19 protein-coding genes are annotated in these 21,082 nt (G+C 65.0%); 8 read left to right on the top strand and 11 right to left on the bottom strand.

Annotation, left to right across the window (positions count from 1 at the left end):
- Positions 1-16 precede the first annotated feature (16 nt).
- Both U5775_RS00430 and U5775_RS00425 read left to right on the top strand, forming a co-directional pair.
- Complete coding sequence (locus U5775_RS00430) at positions 17-1,357, top strand: MFS transporter (protein ID WP_415913483.1); 1,341 nt, start codon at positions 17-19, stop codon at positions 1,355-1,357.
- Positions 1,354-2,733, top strand: coding sequence for an amidase family protein (locus U5775_RS00425; protein WP_322056144.1), 1,380 nt, complete (start codon positions 1,354-1,356; stop codon positions 2,731-2,733). Before U5775_RS00430 ends, U5775_RS00425 begins: the two co-directional genes overlap by 4 nt.
- Positions 2,734-2,774: 41 nt before the next feature.
- On the opposite strand, the gene U5775_RS00420 is transcribed toward U5775_RS00425, so the two are convergent.
- Both U5775_RS00420 and U5775_RS00415 read right to left on the bottom strand, forming a co-directional pair.
- Entirely contained in the window at positions 2,775-3,563 is a 789-nt protein-coding gene (locus U5775_RS00420) for an FRG domain-containing protein (protein ID WP_322056143.1), read from the bottom strand.
- A gap of 191 nt (positions 3,564-3,754) precedes the next feature.
- Positions 3,755-4,723 (bottom strand): response regulator, encoded by a 969-nt coding sequence (locus tag U5775_RS00415; protein ID WP_322056142.1) that lies wholly within the window; start codon positions 4,721-4,723, stop codon positions 3,755-3,757.
- Positions 4,724-5,103: 380 nt separating this feature from the next.
- Here U5775_RS00415 and U5775_RS00410 point away from each other — a divergent pair, with 380 nt between their 5' ends.
- Positions 5,104-5,601 (top strand): acyl-CoA thioesterase, encoded by a 498-nt coding sequence (locus U5775_RS00410; RefSeq protein ID WP_322056141.1) that lies wholly within the window; start codon positions 5,104-5,106, stop codon positions 5,599-5,601.
- Between the two features lie 63 nt (positions 5,602-5,664).
- Here the strand turns inward: U5775_RS00410 and U5775_RS00405 are convergent, their stop codons facing one another.
- Complete coding sequence (locus tag U5775_RS00405; protein WP_322056140.1) at positions 5,665-7,122, bottom strand: ATP-binding protein; 1,458 nt, start codon at positions 7,120-7,122, stop codon at positions 5,665-5,667.
- Between the two features lie 399 nt (positions 7,123-7,521).
- Positions 7,522-8,514 carry a GlxA family transcriptional regulator gene (locus U5775_RS00400; protein ID WP_322056139.1) on the bottom strand — a complete coding sequence of 331 codons (993 nt, stop codon included), beginning with the start codon at positions 8,512-8,514 and terminating at the stop codon, positions 7,522-7,524.
- Positions 8,515-8,688: 174 nt separating this feature from the next.
- Here U5775_RS00400 and U5775_RS00395 point away from each other — a divergent pair, with 174 nt between their 5' ends.
- The 3 genes from U5775_RS00395 to U5775_RS00385 all read left to right on the top strand — a co-directional run bounded on the left by U5775_RS00395 (position 8,689) and on the right by U5775_RS00385 (position 12,951).
- Entirely contained in the window at positions 8,689-9,330 is a 642-nt protein-coding gene (locus U5775_RS00395) for an HD domain-containing protein (protein ID WP_322056138.1), read from the top strand.
- 142 nt (positions 9,331-9,472) lie between these two features.
- Positions 9,473-11,239: a diguanylate cyclase gene (locus tag U5775_RS00390; RefSeq protein WP_322056137.1), complete on the top strand. Its 1,767-nt coding sequence runs from the start codon at positions 9,473-9,475 to the stop codon at positions 11,237-11,239.
- Positions 11,240-11,376: 137 nt separating this feature from the next.
- Positions 11,377-12,951, top strand: a complete 1,575-nt coding sequence (locus U5775_RS00385) for an EAL domain-containing protein (protein WP_322056136.1) — start codon at positions 11,377-11,379, stop codon at positions 12,949-12,951.
- Positions 12,952-12,983: 32 nt separating this feature from the next.
- On the opposite strand, the gene U5775_RS00380 is transcribed toward U5775_RS00385, so the two are convergent.
- Positions 12,984-13,418, bottom strand: coding sequence for a GNAT family N-acetyltransferase (locus tag U5775_RS00380; protein WP_415913482.1), 435 nt, complete (start codon positions 13,416-13,418; stop codon positions 12,984-12,986).
- Here U5775_RS00380 and U5775_RS00375 point away from each other — a divergent pair.
- Positions 13,417-13,584 (top strand): hypothetical protein, encoded by a 168-nt coding sequence (locus U5775_RS00375; RefSeq protein ID WP_322056135.1) that lies wholly within the window; start codon positions 13,417-13,419, stop codon positions 13,582-13,584. The genes U5775_RS00380 and U5775_RS00375 overlap by 2 nt on opposite strands.
- A 31-nt stretch (positions 13,585-13,615) precedes the next feature.
- Positions 13,616-14,098, top strand: a complete 483-nt coding sequence (locus tag U5775_RS00370; protein ID WP_322056134.1) for an OsmC family protein — start codon at positions 13,616-13,618, stop codon at positions 14,096-14,098.
- 67 nt (positions 14,099-14,165) lie between these two features.
- On the opposite strand, the gene U5775_RS00365 is transcribed toward U5775_RS00370, so the two are convergent.
- From U5775_RS00365 to U5775_RS00340, 6 genes are all read right to left on the bottom strand, one after another.
- On the bottom strand, positions 14,166-15,422 hold the full coding sequence (locus U5775_RS00365; protein ID WP_322056133.1) for an aromatic ring-hydroxylating dioxygenase subunit alpha: 1,257 nt from the start codon (positions 15,420-15,422) through the stop codon (positions 14,166-14,168).
- A 108-nt stretch (positions 15,423-15,530) separates the two neighbouring features.
- Entirely contained in the window at positions 15,531-16,514 is a 984-nt protein-coding gene (locus tag U5775_RS00360; protein ID WP_322056132.1) for a LysR substrate-binding domain-containing protein, read from the bottom strand.
- A 63-nt stretch (positions 16,515-16,577) separates the two neighbouring features.
- The gene (locus U5775_RS00355) at positions 16,578-17,579 is read right to left on the bottom strand and encodes a glycine betaine ABC transporter substrate-binding protein (protein ID WP_322056131.1); all 1,002 of its coding nucleotides are present in this window, start codon (positions 17,577-17,579) and stop codon (positions 16,578-16,580) included.
- Positions 17,580-17,719: 140 nt separating this feature from the next.
- Positions 17,720-18,838, bottom strand: coding sequence for a glycine betaine/L-proline ABC transporter ATP-binding protein (locus U5775_RS00350; RefSeq protein WP_322056130.1), 1,119 nt, complete (start codon positions 18,836-18,838; stop codon positions 17,720-17,722).
- The gene (locus U5775_RS00345) at positions 18,795-19,682 is read right to left on the bottom strand and encodes a proline/glycine betaine ABC transporter permease (RefSeq protein WP_322056129.1); all 888 of its coding nucleotides are present in this window, start codon (positions 19,680-19,682) and stop codon (positions 18,795-18,797) included. The genes U5775_RS00350 and U5775_RS00345 overlap by 44 nt, the downstream gene beginning before the upstream one ends.
- Before the next feature lie 67 nt (positions 19,683-19,749).
- A complete protein-coding gene (locus U5775_RS00340) occupies positions 19,750-21,075 on the bottom strand; it encodes an FAD-binding oxidoreductase (protein ID WP_322056128.1) in 1,326 nt (441 codons plus the stop codon).
- Positions 21,076-21,082: the final 7 nt, after the last annotated feature.

Raw genomic sequence — 21,082 nt, 5'->3', positions numbered from 1 at the left:
TCCCCAGGGAGAGATCATGGCCAGTACCGACGGGGCGGCGCGTCCGCCCGGCATGCAGTCCGGCGCACAGGCTCATGCGAGCCTCGCAGCGCCCGACATCGAAACGCTCTACGCCAAGCTCACGCGGCGCATCATTCCGCTGATACTCGTCTGCTATTTCTTCGGCTACCTCGACCGCGTGAACGTGGGCTTCGCGAAGCTGCAGATGGTCAACGATCTTCAGTTATCCGAAGCAGCCTATGGCGTGGGCGCGGGCCTGTTCTTCGTCGGCTACCTGCTGTTGCAGATTCCGGCGGGCTGGCTCGTCAGGCGCATCGGCGTGAAGAAGTGCATTGCGGGGTCGATGCTCGCATGGGGCGTCGTCTCCATCGCGACGCTCGGCACGCGCGACCAGACCAGCTTCTACGCGCTGCGCTTCCTGCTCGGCGTGACCGAGGCGAGCTTCTTTCCGGCCGTGATCGCGTATTTCAGCGTGTGGTTTCCGTCGCGCCGGCTCTCGAAGGTGATGGCGCTGCTGTTTCTCGCGATGCCGCTGGGCGTGGTGATCGGCGGTCCGCTCTCGGGCTGGATCATGGACGCCGCGCACGGCGGCCTCGGCCTGCGCGGCTGGCAATGGATGTTCCTCATCGAAGGCCTGCCGGCCGTGCTGCTCGGCTTCTATCTGCTCGCCACGGTCACGGAGCGCATCGAGGACGCCCACTGGCTCACCGACGCAGAAAAGCGCATGGTCCACGCCGAGATGGCCACCGAAGCCGAAGGCAAGCGCGCGCAGCTTGGCGCCGCGCTGCGCGAGCCCACGCTGTGGCTGCTCTTTTGCACCTCGTTCCTCTACAACGTGGGCAACTACGGGCTGATCTTCTGGATGCCCACCATGATCAAGGCGCTCGGCACGCTCAGCAACTTCGCGATCGGCCTGATCAGCGCGGTGCCCTATCTCGTCGCGTCCGTGGCGATGGTGGCGAACGCGCAGCACTCGGTGCGCACCGGCGAGCGCCGCTGGCACACCGCGGCGCCCGTGATCGTGGGCGGCATGGCGCTGCTCGCGAGCGTGGGCATGCGTGCGCATCCGGTGCTGGCCGTCGCCTGCCTGACCGTCGGCGTGGCCGGCATCATGAGCACGCTCGCGATGTTCTGGAGTCTGCCCTCGCGCATCCTCGCCGGCGACGCGGCCGCGAGCGGCGCGGGCCTCGTGAACATCGGCGCCGCCGTCGCGGGATTCGTGGGACCGTCGATCATGGGCTACCTCAAGGGCCTTACGGGCAGCACGGAAATGGGCGTCGCGCTGCTCGCGCTCACGCTGTTCAGCGCGGCGGCGCTCATCCTCGCGATTCCGCGCCGCTTCATGGGACGCGCATGAGCGCAGCGCCGCTTGCTCGCGACGCGCGCGCGCTGGCCCGCGAGGTTCGTGCGGGCCGTGCGAGCGCCGAAGCGCTCGTGCGCACGGTGCTCGCCGATGTCGCCGCACGCGACGCGCGGTACCACGCCGTTTCGATGACCTTCGAGGCACGCGCGCTGAGCGACGCGCGCCGCGTGGATGCAGCCGTGCGCGCGGGCCGCGATCCGGGGCCGCTCGCGGGCGTGCCGTTTCTGGTGAAGAGCAATTTCGACGTGGCCGGCTACACGACCGTGGCCGGCTCGCCCGCGCGGCTCGCGCTGCCGACCGCGCACACCGACGCCACGCTGGTTGCGCGGTTATGCGCGGCGGGTGCGGTGCCCGTGGGCGCCACGCACATGGACGAACTCGCCTGCGGCGCCACTGGCGAGAATCCGCACTTCGGCGCGGTGCGCCTGCCCGCCGATCCCGCGCGCATGACAGGCGGATCGTCGAGCGGGTCGGCGGCCGCCATCGCAGCGGGCTACGTGCCGCTCGCGCTCGGCAGCGATACCAATGGATCGATTCGCGCGCCGGCCGCGTTGTGCGGCCTATGGGGCGTGAAGCCCGACAACGGCCGGCTCGCGATGCAAGGCTGCCTGCCCTATGCCGCATCGCTCGACGTGGCGGGAGGCTTCGCGCGTAGCTTCAGCGATCTGCTCCCGCTTTATGAGGCGCTGCTCGGCGAGCAAGACGCTGCGGAGGCCGCTCGCGTGCGCGCCGCGATACGCGCCGGGACAGCGCTGCGCGTGGCCGTGCTCACCGGAGGCTTCGAGCAATTCGCCGATGCACAGGCGCGCCGCTCGGTGCAACGCGCCGCGGCGTGCTTCGAGCACGTCGAGCAGGAGCCCATCGACGAAGCCTTGCTGGCCGAAGTACGCGCCGCGGCGCTCACGGTTTCCAATTACGAACTGGCGCGCGCTCATCGCGCGCTGCTCGACGCTGATGATCCATCGTGCGTGTCCGAGCGCCTGCGCTCGCGCATCGTCACGGGTCTTTCGACGAGCGATGCCGCCTATGCACAAGCCCTGGCGCAACGCGAAGCGTGGTGCGCTCGCATGCGCACGTTCTTCGCGCGCTACGACGTGCTGATCGCGCCCGCGACGCCGTTTGCGGCCCCGCGTTTCGCCGATGCGAGCATCGACGTGAACGGCACGCTGCTCGAACCCGCGAAGTCGCTGGGCAGGCTCACGCAACCGGTCTCGTTCGCGGCCTTGCCTGTGGTGAGCGCGCCCTGCCACGCACCGGACGAACTGCCCACGGGCGTGCAGTTGATCGGCGCACAAGGCACGCTGGCCGCGTGCTTCGCCGCTGCGCGAAGCATTGCCGTGCAGCGCGGCGAAGATGTGGACGCCTCGTAAGGCAGAGATTAAAGAGCGCGTCCAGGAACCCCCAGGCGCCCTCACGGCGCCTGCATCATCCCCGACCAGACGATCTCCAGCTCCACGCCGATCGAACGTGCAAGGCCGTCCAGCCCCGGAAACAGCGACGCATTCGTGATGTTCATGCGGTAGAGCCACTTCATCGCGTCCATGCGGATGCGCGCGGGCAGCACGATCTGATGCAGCAGTTCCTCGTTGCTCTCATAGCCGTCGAGAATGGTCTGCAACGGCTTGTCGATCACGCCCGGCACGACGAAGGTGCCCGACTGCGCCACGAGCCGGTCGTCCATTTCGGTGGGCTCGCCCGACCACAAAATTTCATTGGTATTGCAGAAGAAATAGCGCTCGAAGTGGCCGGGCACGCGTGGGTCGATCACGTCGCGCGTGAGCACCGGATCGGCTTTCGGGCGCGCGCGATTGTTCCAGAGCGCGGGGGTGTTCAGCGCGTAGACGGCGGCGTCGCCGGTCGCGCGCTCGAGCGCGAAAAAGGCCGCCACGAATGGGCTCTTCGTGAAGTCCAGCAGCCGGGTGGGCGCGCCGTGGTGCTGCATGAGCGCGAGACAGCGCAGGTCGTCGGCGAGAATGCCGGGATGCGCGAGGAAGTTGTGCGCCTTGCGGCGGAACACGCGAATCGCGCGCTCCTCGCGCGCGCGCCACTGGTTGCGGTCGTCCACGAAATCGTGCATGTAGCGCGAAAGCGAGCTCTCCAGCCGCCACTGGGCGTTCTGCTGCCCGCGAAACGCCCAGCCGTCGAGCTGGGTCGTCAGCTCCATGAACTGGTTCCAGTTGGCGAGTTCGGTGGTCTGCATGAATGTGTCCTCTGGCGGTGCGACGCCGGAGGACCATGATCCGGCGTGCCGCGCGCGCGTGCCCGACACGCTATCACACCGACGATTACATCGCGAAGTCAATATGCCGCCAGCTCGCGGCGGGCGGCGCAGCCGGGTGCCCGTGGTACGCGCCGATGTCGCGAGACCGGACATCCGCGTGATCATGCGCTTCAGCCTTGCGTATTCCGTTGCGCACGCAACCACTGTGCATAGGTGACGAGCCCCGACGCAAGCTCGGGGTCATCGATGCGGGTCCAGCTCACATGCATGTCCTGCGTGCCCGGCACCGGCTGCGGCGCCGCGAACTCCACGCGGGCCATGCCCGGCCGGTACGCTTCGTTGGGCCAGAACACCGGCATGACGCGGCGCCCTTCCATCTCTTCGCGCAAGGCCGCCGGGCCGCCCTCGTCGCTCACGACATCGCATTGCGCGGCCCAGTCGTGCGCGTCCCACGCGAGAAACACACCGGCATGGCCCGCCGCGTCGAACGTGAGCACCGCGTTCTGCTCGGGCCGCCAATAGTATTCGACGATGCGCTCGCGCTGCACGAGCGCCTGCAACTCCTCCGCCGTGCGCGGGTCCGCATAGGCCGCGCCCGTGCCGTGCACGCCGATATGTCCGCGCCCCGCGCAGAACTTGCGCTGCGCATTGGCGAGCGCCTGAGCGAGCTTGCGCGTCATGCCCGGGTCCGACTTCTTCACGTAGAAGTGAATGAGCCCCGCGTTGAACGCGTCCACGGCATGCGATTCGTCGGCGGTGCCGGTGAGCAGGATGCGCGTGCAATTCGCGTCCTTCACCGAGGCCAGAAATTCGAGCCCGTCCTGGCCCGGCATGTCGTAGTCGACCACGATGGCCGCGACTTCCGCGAAGCGGTTGGCGTCGGCCATCGCGTCGTGGCCGAGCGCGTTGCCGCCGCGCTTCTCGAACTCCGACCACGCGGCGCCCGACATCGGGCTATGGCCCGAGGCGCGCGCGCCGTGGGTCTCGACGAACGCGCGCGCCTCGGGCTGCGAGGTGAAGCAATGATGCGTGTGCGTATTGGGGAAGAAGCCGCGCAGGGCGTGCAGAAAATCCTCGCTGTCGTCGAGGAAAACCACGGATACGGGGTAGAAAACCGGCTGTCTGACGATGGAACTCATGTAATGGCCTCAGTGCTCGCGACAGGCCTGCGGCGGGACTTGATGCACGACTCGCGCCGCCATCCGGCACGCGATTCATTGCGCATGGTCCGCCAAAACCCGTAGCTGCCAAATTATGCGGCCTCGCGGGCGCGCCCCGCAACCGCCGCTCGCGCCCCGGACGACGCGCATCGCGTTTTCAGGCGCGCGGAATCGTTTGCGCGGGCAACCGGAAGCGCGTTTGCCTGCGATCCGGCGCGCGGGCCGCGCAAGGATCGTCTCGACTATGTGCTGAAGACGGTATTGGCGGCCGGGGAACGCGAAGAGAATTGGCGCATGTCTTCAAACATCGAAGGCATGCGCGGCCGCCGCCAGCGGCCATTTCTATCTGGAGTATTTCAATGAATGCCCGTGAATCGATCCCCGCCGTGCTCTCCCGTGGCGCCAACGGCTTTTCCGACGAAATCATGGAAGCCACGCCGAGCAAGACCTTCCATCATGTCATCGACATTTATCTCAAGGACTCGAATGCCTTCATGAATACCTATTTCGCCCGCTATTTCGAATGGCAGGGCATTTGCCGCGAGCGCTGGTTCCACGAATGCATCCATAATAATCTGCTCGCGGCGGGCGGTGTCTTCGTTACGAAGCGCGCGCACCAGGAATATGTGCAAGAGACGTTTCCGTTTCAGCGCGTCGATTGCTATATGAACACGTTCCAGGTGCGCCAATGCTCCGCCTATCTGGTGTTTCGCTTTTGTGTGGACGGGCGTCCCGTTTCGCTCGGTTACCAGCAGATTCTTTTTGCCGGCACCGACAAGCGGATTCGCCGTTTTCCGCCGGGGATTATTGAGCGCGTCAAGGAATATGAGCTGATCCTGCCCGCAGGGGCGAATTAAGGCGCAAGCCAGCCCATATTCAGACCTTATATTCAGGTTTTATATGCAAAGCCGTAAATTGACTTAACCCGCGTAGTCCTGCCCCGCCGGCCATCGGCGGGGCTTGCCCGCCGTGTCGTGAAGCGCGCGGTCGGCTGGCGACCCCGGCTCGGGCAGATGGAGCGTCAACGTGGTCGCCACGTTGGGCTCGGACTCGCAGGTGATCGTGCCGCCCAGCGCCTGGGCCACGCGCCGGCAAAACGCGAGCCCCATGCCCGTGCCCTTGCCATGCGATTTGGTGGAATAGAACGGCTCGAAAACGTGCGGAAGCACGTCGGGGGGAATGCCGGGGCCGTCATCGGCAAAGCGCAGCACGCAATAGCCGTCCTCGCTCGTCGCCGCAATTTCCACGCTGCCGCTGCCAACCGAGTGAATCGCAAACAGCGCGTTCTTGAGCAGGTTGAAGAGCACGAACACGATCAGCGAATCGGAGCCCGAAAACTTCAGTTGCGGATCGATCGGCAGCACGTTGACCATCTCGCGCTCGCCGGCGCGAAACGGAAAGCGTTCGAGCGCCGCGTTCACGCACGAGCGGATGGAGTAGTCCTCGAAGCTGCGGCGGTCGAGCCGGTCGAGCGTGAACGACGCGAGCGACATCTCCACGACGGTGCTCGTGCTGTCCACCTGCCGCTGTATCGAGGTGGCCAGCGACGAAAGACGTTCCGACTGCCCCGGATAGAGACCATCGACGCATAGCTGGTGCTGCACCGCGAGCTGGTAGCCGCGCATGAGCTCGGGCAGCACGTTGCCGATTTCCTCGGCGTGCATGCCGATGGCCGCGAGCGGCGTGGCCACTTCGTGCGCCACGGTCGCGGCGAGCAGATACGGCCGCATGAGCCCGTAACGCACGATGGTCACGGCGAGAATGCCGAGGCTCACCGCGATGAAGACGGCGCCCACCGGATAGAACGCAATGCCGTAATTGACCGCGTAATCGGACGCGGCCAGTCCGTAGAGACACAGGCTCAGCAGGCAAAGATCGAGCAGCTTGCGGCGGTCGTGCGCGTGGGTCTGGCGCCGCGCGGCCAGCAACAGCCAGGCGCTACGCAGCGCGAGCAGCACGGTCTGCGCGACGTGCACCGGATGCAGCAGCCCCGCGCGCGGGTACTTCCCGAAGAAGAAGCTGCCGTAGCCCGCGACCACGTGGTCGCTCACCGCGAGCACCATGGCGAGCACGACGCACAGGCCGTATGACGCGAAAAGCAATGGACGCTCGCTGCGCCGCGTGGCGACTTCGATCACGAAGTGATAGAAGGTCGTGGGCAGAAACAGGATGAAGAGATAGCCAAACTTGACGAGCGCACCCGACAGTTCGGGGTCCGATGTCTGAAACAGGAATGCCCAGGTGCCCTGCCAGACAAAGGTGGTCCCGCACATCGCCGCAAAAGGCAGCGAAAGGCGTGACACGCCTTCCGTGAGCAGCACGTACACACCGAACCCGAGAAACAAGGCGGATACGAACGCGGGCAAGATCGAATACATAATTTGTCGCGTGAATTCTTGTTTTCGTCGAACGGCGCGTGGCGTAGGCGCGCCGGGCAAAGCTCCTGTCATGGCATTCGCACGCCGCCAGTCAACGGCGTCGATGCCCCGGCCGCCTGCTCCCCCTTGCCGCTCATGTCGGCTTTGGGAGCGTCCCCGTGCGACCTTCCAGTCTCTTCCTGCCGCCGCCTGCAATATTCAGCACTGCGCATTGCATGCCGTGGCGGCAAACATGCATCGCGCATTAAAACCCGAAATCGAACCCGATCGGGCGGCGCGTTCATCGCTGCGATTATCGCCGGGATCGACGACTCTTGCCTGAAATTCCGCCTGGCTTCCCGCAAAGATGCGTAACGAATCATCTCAGCGGACCGTGCGGCGCGTGCCCACCCTGCGCGGTCAGTCTCGTGCGCGCGCCGCGCCGGCTGCCTGCGCCCCGCCGCCGAACCGCCGCCGGTATTCCGCGGGCGTCACGCCCATATGCTTGATGAATGCACGCCGCAACGTATCGGCGTTCGCGAAGCCGCAGCGCGCCGCCACGCGCTTGGGCGCGTCGCCCTGCGTTGCGAGCAGTTCGCGTGCCGCGTCCACGCGCACGGCCTCAACCCACGCAGCGGGCGTAATGCCGACCTCGGCCTGGAACAGGCGCGCGAAATGGCGCGGGCTCAGCCCCACGCGCGCCGCGAGGTCGGGCACGCGGTGCGCGAGCGCCGGATTGGCCGCCACCCAGCGCTGCACCTCCTGGAGTGCCGAGCGCCCCGCCGGACGCGTCTCGCCCTTGCGGCTGAACTGCAACTGGCCGCCGGGCCGCTTGAAGAACATCACGAGCTGGCTCGCCACGCGCATCGCGATCTCGCGTCCCAGGTCTTCCTCCACGAGCGCGAGCGCCAGATCGAGACCCGCCGTCACGCCTGCCGCCGTGCGCAGCCGGCCGTCGCGCACGTAGAGCGAATCGGCTTCGATGGAGACCGTGGGGCATGCCTGCGCGAGCGCCTCCACGGCGGCCCAGTGCGTGGTCAGCCGGCGCTTGTCCAGCAGGCCGCTGGCCGCCAGCGCGAACGCACCCGTGCACACCGAGCCATAGCGCCGCGCGCGCGCCGCCGTCGCGCGCAGCCACTCGAGCACGCGCGGCGCGAGCTGGAGCGTGGCGGCGTCGGGCGCGCCGGCCACGAGCAGGGTGTCGATGCGCTCGCGCGTCTGCCCCGCCACCTCGTCGGGCAGGAGGCGCACGCCCGACGAGCTGCGAATGGGCCCCGCGCGGCACGCGATCACGCGCAGGTCGTACACCGTGCGTCCCGTTTCCGTATTGGCTTGCGCGAACACGTCGAGCGGACCGCTCACGTCGAGCAGCTGCACGCCCGGCAGCGCAAGAATGGCGACGATTTTAGGCATAAGGGGTCGGCCTCCGGCCTGTGCCCCGCGCTGGCCGGAGGCAGCGTGGGCACGTGCCTCACATGCGTCCGGATCGCGCGCGAAATGGCAGAAAACGACGTTCTACATCGATAAGAGACGATGCTATCACAGACCACAATAGATCCCATCTTCCCCCCTCGATGGAGCCCCACCATGAGCCCCGACCTTGCCGGCGTCGCCGTTCCCGACAGTCAGCTCGCGCGCGAAATCACCGAATTCGTGCGCGACACCGAATCGCCGCTGCTGTTCCACCATTCGAGCCGCGTCTATTATTTCGGCGCGCTGGCCGGCCAGCGACGCGGGCTGAAGTTCGACCGCGAGCTGCTCTACGCAGGCGCCATGTTTCATGACGTCGGGCTCATGCACTCGCACAGCAGCGAGCACGAGCGCTTCGAAGTGGATGGCGCGAACGCCGCGCGCGAGTTCCTGCGCACGCGCGGCATCGCGCAGCACGATCTCGATCTCGTGTGGACCGCCATCGCGCTTCACACCACGCCTGGCATTCCTCAGCATATGCACCCGGTGATCGCGCTCGTCACGGCAGGCGTGGAGATGGATGTGCTCGGCCTCACTTACCACCAATATAGCGACGCGGAACGCGAAGCGGTCGTGTGCGCGCATCCGCGCACGGAGCACTTCAAGGAGGACATTATCCACGCGTTCTACGACGGCATTCGCCACAAGCCCGAGACCACCTTCGGCAACGTGAAGGCCGACGTGCTCGCCGACAAGGACCCGCATTTCCACGCGGGCAACTTCTGCAGCGTGATCCGCTGCTCGGCGTGGCGCGGCTAGAACGACGGTCGCGCGTGCCTGGAGTCCGCACGCGCCGCGCCAGCCGCCACGGCGCACAGCCGCCGGCCGCGATGCTATGCTTGGCGCGCGACCCGGCCGAGGCGCCGGCGCGACCAGACACCTTCGAAAGGTCGGGGACTCCATGCAGCGCAGCGCGAAGCGCACGGCAGGCCGCACGCGGCCCGACCGTTTCTCCAGCATCGTCATGAAGCGGCCGCGTCTCGTGGTGACGCTGTGCTTCATCGGCGCCATGACGCTCGTGACCGTCGTGGGCCTGCGCCAGCTCTACAACCTCACGCGCGACGACCTGCAAAGCCGCCAGCGCGACCTCGAAGTACGCGCCGTGGGCGTGGACGCGCTCATCGATTCCGAGCGCCGCCGCCTCATGTTCCTGCGCAACTACGCCGAGCAGGTGCTCGCCTCCGGCACGCAGCAACGCCTCGGTATTCAAAACCCGGCCGTGCAGGCGGTGCTCGGCGAAACCTCGCGGCCGATCTGGCGCGCCCCCGGCTCGCTGGGCGGCCCGGCCGTGTTCGGCACGAATGCGGCGGCGCTTGCGGGCCTCGACGGCTTTCATCGCGACGAAGCCTTGCTGCCCGGCGACATTGCGCTCGCACGCGCGCTGAGCCCGCTCGTGGAAATCAGCCAGCACGCCGATGCCGTGCAAAGCACGGTGGCATTCATCTCGCCGAACGGGGTGTTCGTGATCGCGCCCGAGCATCAGGACCTGAGCGTGCCCGAGCTGCTGCACCGCTTCAACACCATGAACTACTACCGCGGCCAGCTACCCGAGCGCAATCCGCGCCGCGACGTGCTCTGGACACCCGTCTACGCCGGGCTGCAAAAGGGCGAGGCCATTTCCACACTGAGCGCGCCCGTCTATCTCGGCGACCAGTTTCGCGGCGCGGTGGTGATGGACATCACGCAATCGCGTCTGCTCTCGCTGCAGCTCTCCACGGGCGGCGCGATCGACGACGACGACCATCCCGTTGAGTTCGGGCTCCTGAATACCAACGGGAGCATCGTGTACTTCCGCAACGGCGCGATGATCGAGCAGCGCCCGGTGCGCTTCAGTCCCAGCCTGCTGCAAACGGCCCAGGCATCGGTCGATACGTGGATGCAGCGCGGCTCGGGTTATATCGAACGCAACGGCCAGTATCTGCTCTACCGGCGCATCGGCCAGTCGCACTGGATGCTGATGGCCTCCACCAACAACACCGAGCTCACGCTCGCCGCGGCGCGCCGCGCGCTGAGCAGCCCGCTGATTGCCGCGTGGATCATGCTCGGCGTGCTGCTGATGGGCACGCTGCGCATCGTGACCAGCATATTCGGCCATTACGTGGTGGCCAGCGAACGGCTCGTGACGCTCGCCCGCAGCGACCCGCTCACGGGCCTCGCGAACCGTCGCCGCTTTCAGGAAGCCTTCGCGGAAGCACTCGAACGCGCGAGCCGCGCGTCGCAGCAACCGGTTGCGTTGGCGGTGCTCATGCTCGACATCGATTTTTTCAAGCGCGTGAACGACCGCTTCGGCCACGCCGCCGGCGACCGCGTGCTCACGATCCTGGCCAGCATCCTGCGCGCGAACCTGCGCAGCGTGGACCTGGCCGCGCGCATGGGCGGCGAGGAATTTGCCGCGCTGCTGCCCGACGCCGATCTCGCGACGGCCAGCGCCGTGGCCGAACGCGTGCGCCTCGCGATCGAAGCCCATGCGCGCGACGATGCATCGGCGCGCGCCGGCGCCGCGCATCCCGAGGCCATCGCGTTCACGGTGTCCATTGGCGTGGCCGCCAGTCCCGCGGACTGCCCCGCCGATTACGAGGCGCTCATGCACGTGGCCGACCAGCGGCTCTATGTGGCGAAAGAAAGTGGGCGAAATCGCGTCGTAAGCCAGAGCACGCAAACGCAGTGAGTCTCGCGCTCATGCGCAACGAGTCGCCGCCCTGGCGTTCGAGCCCCACCCTGCGCACCGCCGGCACGGCGCCGCGTGAAAGGCGTTAACATCGGCAGGCCTTTTCCCTTCGCGCACGACGCTCGCGTTCATCCGCCATGCAAAGCCGCCTGTCCGCGCTGGTCATGTTCTGCTTTATCGCCCTCGGCGTCTGCGCAACGCTCGCGGCGTCCATCTACGTCGCGAACGCCGTGCACGAGCGCAGCGAGCGCGAGCAGGTCGACGACTATGCGCAGCGCGCCTTGCTGCGCGCGGAGCTCGTGACCGCCGAGGCCGAATCCGCGCTGCATGCGCTCACCCCCTACGACGGCACGCCCTGCACGCCCGAGCATCTGCAGGCGATGCGTCTTGTCGAGGCGCGGCATCGCTATGTCCGCAACGTCGCCTGGACCGACGGCGAGCAAATCCGCTGCTCCTCGCTGCGCGGCGTGGCCGACGGCACCTTGCCGCCCGCGCAATGGTCGTATCGCTCGGGCTTCACGGTGTGGCACACCGAGATCGGCAAGCGCGGCAACGAACAGCGCATGCTGAACATCCGGCTCGGACAGCATATCGTCGTGATCGATCCGCGCTTCTACGTCGACATCGTGCCGCTCGACGACACCATCGAGCTCGCGCTGCTCGAATCGATCGACGGCACGGTCATCGCGCGCTGGCCGCTCGCGGACCTGGCGCTCGTGAAGGCCGCGCTCTTTCGCGACCCGTCCACGCGTTACTTCGAAGACCGCTATTACGTGATCGATCGCTCGCAGCGCTATCCGCTCGCCGTGGTCGCGTACGAGCCCAAGGGGCGCATTCGCCCCGATTTCGCGGCGCAGATCAAGACCCTTGTTGCGCCGGCGCTGCTCGCGAGCGCGCTCGCCACGTGGCTCCTGCTGCACTGGCGTCGCAAGCTCCATACGCCGCGCCATACGCTGCTCGAAGCGCTTCGCCAGCGGCAATTCTCGGCGTGGTTCCAGCCTCTCATCGAACTGCGGACCGGGCGCTGCGTGGGCGCGGAGGCGCTGGTGCGCTGGACGCTCCCCGACGGCACCGTCATCACGCCCGACTCGTTCATTCCGATGGCGGAATCGCTCGGCCTCGTCCAGCGCATTACCGACCTCATGATCGATTCGGTATCCGAAGGCATTGGCGCGCTGCTCACGCAGCGCCGCGACCTGCACGTATCGATCAACGTCACGCGCGACGACCTGATCTCGCCGCGCGTGCTGCAAACCCTGCGTACCTGCTTCGCACGGCACGACGTGCTGCCGGGCCAGATCTGGTTCGAGTGCATCGAGCGCGCGTTCATCGACGCGGGACAATGCGCGCCGGTTCTGCAAAGCTATCGCGACGCGGGCCACAAGGTCTTCATCGACGACTTCGGCACCGGCTATTCGAGCCTCGCCTATCTGCAGGAGCTCCCCGTGGACGGCATCAAGATCGACAAGTCGTTCGTCAACGCCCTGGCGACGGGCGCGGAAGTCAACGCGATCGTGCCGCACATCATCGGCATGGCTCACGAACTGGGGCTCGCGGTGGTGGCCGAAGGCGTGGAGTTCGAGGCGCAGGCCGATTATCTGCGCGAGCACGGCGTGCAATTCGCGCAGGGCTGGCTCTATGCGAAGGCCATGCCGGCCGCCGAGTTCATACGCTGGCTCGAACGCGCGGGCGCGGGCAAACAGGACACCTAGCCTGGACACCGCGATGCGCGAGCGCTGCACGCTCAACGTGCGAAGCGAGCGTCCGCTTCGCGCGGCAACGCGAAGGCGAGCAGCGCACGGCCGATGCCACGGCCCTGCCAGGTCGGCTCGATACCGAACTGGTGCAGCGTGGCCACGCCGTGCTGGCGATAGTGCTCGCAAGGCGAGGCGCCGTCGCGCCCTTCGATCGTCATCGTGCCAACGATGCGGCCATTGCACACGGCGACGAAGCAGTCGCCCGCCAACGCACGCGCTCGCGTGGCGCTGGCTGCCTGGTCCGCGCTCGCGCAGTGCAGGCCGAGCGACGCGAGCCGCGTGAACGCGCGATGCAGCAGTTGCGTGAGCCGCTCCCACGAGTCGCGCTGCGGATCGAAACGCCGCAGCACCAGCCGGCCGATGCCGGGTCGATTGCAGGTGCTGCGCTCGTCTTGCGGTTGCGTTGCATGGTGTGTCGACATGGCCTCCCCCGTCGTTTCCATGCCGCCAAGTCCAGGTTTGCGCGCGAGGGGTCACAAGAAAAAATCCCGTAAAAAAGCGGGCGAAATGTGCAAGCAAAGCGATGCGCGCGAGAGCCGCAATGGCAACGAATCGCGGCCCGCGCGCGATGAAGAATCGATGGGATAATGCGCGCAGACCTATCGCATGGAGAGCGGAAATGGCGCACAAGGAACACCACTACACGGTAACGGTGCAATGGACCGGCAATCGTGGCACCGGCACCTCGGGCTATCGCGACTACGGCCGCGACCATACGATCGAAGCGGCGGGCAAGGCCGCCATCGCCGGTTCGTCGGACCCCGCGTTTCGCGGCGACCGCGAGCGCTGGAACCCCGAGGAACTGCTCGTGGCCTCGGTCAGCGCGTGCCACAAGCTCTGGTATCTGCACCTGTGCGCCGACGCGGGTATCGCCGTGCTCGCCTATGTCGACGAGGCGCAGGGCACGATGATCGACGGCGCCGACGAAGCGGGCCGTTTCAGCGAGATCGTGCTGCGGCCGCGCGTGACCATCCGCGCCGCCGACGATCCCGGCCTTGCCGTGCAGCTCCATCATGCGGCACACGAGAAGTGCTATATCGCGAACTCGGTTAATTTCCCGATCCGCTGCGAACCGGTCATCGAGGCGGAAAGCGCGGCGTGATTCACCTACGAAAACGAAAGACGGCCGAACCGTCTTCCGTTCATCGGCGACCCGATCGGCTTCGGCGTCAAACGCCGTGCGCTTTCAAACGCGCGCCATACCAGTCGACAAACTGGTCGACATAGGTTTCCGTGATCGGCGAGTACGGACCCGGGATGTAACCCGGGTCCTGTGCGCCACGGTGATTGATGGCGACGAGGCTCGCGTCCTGCGCGTTCGTGGCGACCCAGACTTCGGTGAGCTTCTTCACGTCGTAGTCCACGCCTTCCACCGCGTCCGCATGCACGAGCCACTTCGTACGGACCAGGGTCTTCTCGGGCGTCAGCGGGATGATCCACGAAATCATCGCGTGGTCGCTCATCACGTGCGTCCACGAGTTGTGCGTCCACATGTGCGTATCGCCGAGGTCGCGGCGCGTGGAGTCGCCCAGCAACTTCTGGCACGCGACCTTGGTGTCCATCGTCTGCGACTCGCCATGGCCCGCGATGACCAGCCGCTGGGTACGGAAATGCGTGGCGACGTCGCCACTGAGCGCCTCAACCGCCGTGCACAACAATCCCTGGCTCTCCCAATCTTTCTGGCAGTCGGCGTTGAGCTTGTTATAGGCGTCGAGCGCCTGCGACGACTCCTCGTCCATGTCGTCGGCGCTGGAGCCGGTGGACTCCGCCACGAACGACATCGTGAGCTCCGGATGCCCCGCTTCGCAGTGGTAGCACTCGCGGTTGTTCTCCATCACGAGCTTCCAGTTGCCGTCTTCGACAATCTCGGACTCGAACGCAATCCGGGTGTTCTGCAGTCCGTAAGGTGCGAAGCGCGGCGCCATCGTTTCTTCGAGCGTCGCAATGTCGGCCGGCGGCTCGTCGGCGAAGCACACGAACACATGGGTGCCGACCACCTTCAGATGCACGGGCAGCAGATTGCGGCAGGTCGCGTCGAAGTCCTTGCCCATATACTTCGTGTGGCGCAAGGCGCCGTCGAGGTCGTAGGTCCATTGGTGGTAGGGACATACCAGCATGCCCACCGTCGACTTGCCCGCTTCTTTCAAGCGGGCTCCGCGATGACGGCACACGTTGCGGTAGGCGCGAATACCTTCGTCGTCGTCGCGAACAATGATCACCGAAGCCTTGCCAATATCGACGACCGACACGTCGCCCGGTTCGGGCACGTCGGCAGTCACGCCAACCACGATCCAGTGCTTCTGGAAAAAGATATCGACATCGGTGTCGAAAACATCCTGCCGGCTAAAAACCTCTCCCGGTAATCCACATCCGGGCTCGCGGCTGCGAACCAGTTCTCCAAGAGGCTTCAACTGGGCTTCAGACATCGTCTTTCTCCAACGTTTTTGGGGGTATCGGGACTTCATGTCCTCGTGTTGGCGCCAGTATTGAACTCCCCAAAAACGCCGTCAATGCGCTTTATTTTCTTCCATCCATTACTTTAGATTATGGTTTTCGGCGCGCGGCACGTCGGCCGGATCGAGCGTGGGGTAAGCCACGCCGGCGGCGCGGCGCAACAGCTCGATAAGCGCCTGGATCGTCGGCGTGATGCTTTTCCCGTGCGGCACGACGACGTAGTAGGCATCGCTCAGCGCCAAGGAAGCATTGGTCACACGAACGAGCTCCCCGGACTCCAGGTGCTCGTTAATTAACCTGGCCCAGCCGAGCACCACGCCCTGTCCATCGCGCGCGGCCTGTATCGCGTCCGGATAAAGGCAGGTCCGTAACCCGTACTTCAGCTTGCTCGGGCGCGCACCGAGCGATTTGAACCATTGCTCCCAGGTCAACCAGCCCTCGGAAGTCGGATCGTCCGCAATCAGGCTGCAGGCGGTCAGCTCTTCGAGCGTCTGGGGCGTGCCGTTCTCCTCGAGCCATCGCGGAGAGCAAACGGCGCACACCTGCTCTTCGAACAACAGATAAGACGTGCCGTCGCTCCAGGTTCCGTTCCCGAAGCGTACGAGCGCATCGACTTCGTTGTGGCGAAGGTCGGCCGTAAACATCGTCGTGGTGAGACGCACCCTGAGATTGGGGTGCAGCCGTTTCAATACGCCCACGCTCGACATCAAACGAAAATGCGAGAACGCGGCCGTACTCCCCAGCACGAGTTCTTCATCGTCGATACCCGTGGACAAGCGGTCGAAGACGCCAGCAATTTTCCCCATCGCTTCCGACACGACCGCATACAGCGCCTCGCCCTCTTTCGTCAGCGCCAGATTGCGGTGCAGCCGATCTAGCAGCCGTACGTTCAGCAGTTCCTCGAGGAGCCGGATCTGCCGGCTCACGGCGGCCTGGGTGACGCCGAGCTCGGCCGCTGCGTTGGTAAAGCTTCGTAGCCTCGCGACGGCCTCGAATTCGACGAGCGCCGTGAGCGAGGGAATCAGGCGACGATAACCTTTCGCGCCATCAGTAGCTGCTTTCATCGTGAGGGTATTAGCAGATCGGGCAGATTGGGCCAAGCATGCCCAGGCCGCTTGCGGGGTGGCTTACAACGACGCCTTGATTTTCTCGGCGGCAGCCGGCGTGACCCATTTGGTCCAGACGTCCGGCTGCTCCTTCAGGAAATGCTTCGCGGCGTCTTCTCCCGTTGCCTGGTTGTCAGTCATCCAGGCCATGATTTTCTGAACCTCACTGGTCGTGAAGCTGCGCGTGTTCAGATATTTCATGACATCGGGATTGGCTTTATCGGCAAACGGCTTGGCGACCAGCGTGAGGAGCCGGCTTCCCGGCCAGCCAGTGGGCTTCGGGTCGGGGCAGCTCGCGACCGTCGTGCACCGCTTCCATTCTGCCTGGTCGATGGGAACCCCTTCCGAAAGTTTGACCATCTTGTACTTGCCGAGCAGCGAAGTGGGCGACCAGTACACACCGAGCCAGCCCTGCTTGTGCTCATAGGCCTTGATCAGCGACCCGTCCAGCCCCGCGGCGGAGCCCGTGTCGACGAGGCGGAAGCCGGCCTGCTGGGCCTTGAACGCCTTGTAGAGCTGTGCGGTATTCACCGTAATGCCCCAGCCCTGAGGGCCGTTGTAAATCGCGCCTTTACCTGGATTCTCCGGATCGGGAAACAGCTCCGGATGCTTCAGCGCATCGGAAATCGTCTTGATGTCGGGGTGCGCGTCCGCCACGTACTTCGGAATGAACCAGCCGTAGACCGCCCCTTCCTTGATCACGTTGGCCGCCAGAACGATTTTCTTCGAATCGATGCCCTGCTTCGCAACGGCGGGCAGCAGATCGATGGCGCCCTCCGAGACGATATCGGGTTTCCCTTTTTCGACCATCGACGTAATCGTCGGGACCGTGTCGCCGATCACCGAGTTCACCTGGCAGCCGTAGCCCTCGCTGAGGATGACGTTGTCCACCGCCGCTTCGAGTTCGGCGCTCTGCCAGTTCATGCTGGCGATCGTCACGTTGCCGCACGGCGCGGCATAAGCCTGCGAAGCGACACAGAGCATCGCTGCCATCAAGAATGCGCCTGGAAATTTCAGTCTCATTGTCGTTCCTTTAATGTACCCGGATCTTCTCCGGAATGCGTGGTTTTACTTTGGATTACTGAATTACTAAAAATCGATGCGGTCATTCGTGGGCCGGAAATTACTGCGTCAAATCGGCGGCTTGAACTGGCACGCGTTCATCAGACCCGCTCATCGGCAAAAACGGGAGCCGCATCGGAGACTTCTTCGGGGGTAACCAGCGCGCTTGCCAGTTGACGAAGGTTCACCGTTCCCACCGGCTGATTGCCCTGGCCCATCACGATCAACTGATCGACACCGTGTTCGCGGGTCAGCGCAGAAATCGCCTCCTCGATGCTCATGTCCGCCGCGACGGGCTTCCCCACCACGGCGGCACCGGGGCGCAGCGGCGACATCACACCATCGACGGAAACGACACGTCCGCGGTTCACCTGCCTGACGAAGTTCGTCACATATTCATCGGCAGGCCGCAGCACGATGTCCTGCTTCGTGCCCTGCTGGACCATGCAGCCGTCGCGGAGAATCGCAATCTGATCGCCAAGCCGCAGGGCTTCGTCCAGATCGTGCGTGATGAAGACGATCGTCTTGCGAATTTCCTTCTGGAGATCGAGCAGCACGGTCTGCATATCCATGCGGATCAGCGGATCGAGCGCCGAGTACGCTTCGTCCATCAGCAGCACGGGCGCATCCATCGCCAGCGCGCGAGCGAGGCCCACGCGCTGCTGCATGCCGCCGGACAGTTGATTCGGATAGCGCTGCTCGAAACCCTTGAGGCCGACGCGCTCGACCCATCGCATCGCCGTGCCGATCGACTCCTTGCGCGACACGCCGCACACTTCGAGACCATAGATCACGTTGTCCAGCACGTTGCGATGCGGGAGCAGCGCGAACTTCTGGAACACCATCGCGGTCTGCCGCCGGCGGAACTCGCGCAGGTGCCGGAACTTCATCTTGCACACATCGACGCCGCCAATCAGCACCTCGCCGGCGGTTGGGTCGATAAGCCGGTTGATATGCCTTATGAGCGTCGACTTTCCCGAGCCGGAGAGCCCCATGATGACCTGGATGGAACCGGCGGGAATGTCGAGGTTGATGTCTCTCAGGCCGAGCACGTGGCCGGTCTGCTGCAGCAAGTCGGCTTTCGACAGGCCATTCTTGACGGCCGCGACATGGGATGCGGCTTTGGGTCCGAAGATTTTGTAGAGATTCTGGATCTTGATGCCGCCGTCGTTGATGTTAGCCATGGACCACCTCCTGATGCTTTTGGAGCCGCTTGCCATAAGCCTGACTGATGCGGTCGAAGATGACCGCGATGCCCACAATGGCGAGACCGTTGAAGATGCCGAGCGTGAAATACTGGTTGGCGATGGCTTTCAGGACCGGCTGGCCCAGGCCCTGAACACCGATCATCGCCGCGACCACCACCATCGCGAGCGCCATCATGATGGTCTGGTTGACCCCGGCCATGATCGTTGGCAGTGCCAAAGGCAACTGGACCTTCAGCAGCCGCTGCCATTGCGACGAGCCGAAAGCGTCGGCGGCTTCGAGAATGTCGCGATCGACGAGGCGGATGCCGAGATTGGTGAGGCGAATCATCGGCGGAATCGCATAGATGACGACCGCGATAAGACCGGGCACGCGGCCGATACCGAGCAGCATCACGACAGGGATCAGATAGACGAAGCTCGGCATCGTCTGCATGACGTCGAGGATCGGATCGATGACGCGACGCACGCGGTCCGACTTCGACATCGCAATGCCGATCGGCAAGCCGATGACGATCGACAGGACCGTGCACACGAAAATCATCGAGACGGTGCGCATCGTGTCCTGCCACATGTCGAAGTAGCCGATCAAGCCGAGCGTCACGAGGCATCCGAGCACGACCTTCCAGCTTCGGCTCGCGCCCCATGCCACGGCAAGGATCAGCAGCATGATGATCGGCCAGGGCGTCTGGGTGAGAAAACGCTCCGCCGCCATCAGGAAGTGCTGCAGCGGTTGAAAAAAATTGTCGACCGAGTCGCCGTATGCCGCCGTGAAATCGCGAAAGCCATCATCGATCGAACGCTTCAGATGCAGAAGCGACTCGTCCGGCATATGCGGGAATTTGTTTATCCAGTCCATGTGTTCCTCCGTCATTCAACTGCGCGCCGGTACTTCGTATCGGCTGCGAACGTGCAAGTGTGATTCCTCACTCCAACCCGGCCGACCACTCCTTCATGCTCAGGTTGGCCGTCGCGCCTATCGTCAGGAATGGCTGAGGCGGCAACTGCTTCGGTGCCGCAAAACTCCGGAACACCTGAACCAGCCATGAGTCCAGGCCCACCGCCGCCTCGGCGGCGGCAATGCCCGACGCCGTGGCCTTGGTCGCGCCGACGCCGTTGCACGCGATAGCAGCAAAAACGCCGGGCTCGATTTCGCCAAAAGCCGGCACGCCGTTCCAGGTCAACGCCATCGCGCCCGCCCACCGGTACTGCATCGGCACGCCCTTCAGCATGGGAAAGCGCGCATCGAACTTGCGGTCGTGAACGCGGCCGGCGCGAGCGATCGCCCCTTCGCTGACCTGCATGCCCGGGTTGTAGGTGTAGCGCGAACGAACCAGAATGCGGTCGCCTTTTTCGCCCTGCACCCGCCGCACCGTGGTGCCCATGGGAAACGCGGGAGTCGCCGCCCACGAGCGTTGGCCGCCCAGCCGCCTCGGGTCGAATTCCGCGGTCATCGAGGCGTAGGTGTAGACATGCAGGAGTTGCCCGCGAAACAAACCAAAGCTCTGCGCCTGGCCGTTGTTCGCGAGAATGATCTTTCCTGCGTTGACGACACCATTCGGTGTCCTGATTTTCCACGACGCGCCTTCACGATCGAACGACAAAGCAGGGGTTTTTTCGTAAAGCGTTACGGGATGGTGGAAAGAATCCGCCAATCCTCTAACGTACGCCGCAGGCTGAATGATGACCGTGCCGGGCGTAAAAATGGCCGACGTGAACGAGTTCGTTCCAGTGACGGAGGCGATCTCCTTTGCATCGAGCAGCTTGTAGGGCTCCCGCACCTTGTCCAGCTGCTGGGCATAAGAGACCACGTGCTTGTCGCCCCGCGCACCCAAAGCGACGTTGTACTTGCCGCACGGGTCGAAAATGTCCTTGCCCCAGCCCTTTTCTTCCGCCAGATCGCGGGCAAGCGCGATGGCCATCCGGTGCACCTGGATATCGTGCTTGCGGGCATCGTTGTCCGAGCCGCCGTAGTCTTCGGAAGAGACCTCGTGCGGCAGATCGATGACGAAACCCGAGTTGCGTCCGGTCGCACCCTCCGCGATCTCCCCCGCTTCGAGGACGACCACGCGAAGGTTCGGGTCGAGTTGAGACAGACGCCGGGCGGCAGAGAGCCCGGCAAAGCCGCCGCCGATGACGGCGATATCGGCACTCACCGTCCCGTTCAGAGACGGGCGCGGCGTCCGGCGGGGCAGCATGGCCACCCATCCCGACTGCCCAAGTTGCTGCGGAAATTTGCTCGCTACGAACATGATGTTT

The organism is Paraburkholderia sp. J63, from assembly GCF_905220245.1.
Taxonomy (GTDB): domain Bacteria; phylum Pseudomonadota; class Gammaproteobacteria; order Burkholderiales; family Burkholderiaceae; genus Paraburkholderia.
The sequence above is the reverse complement of the archived record's forward strand: the minus strand, read 5'-3'. Positions and strand labels throughout refer to the sequence as shown.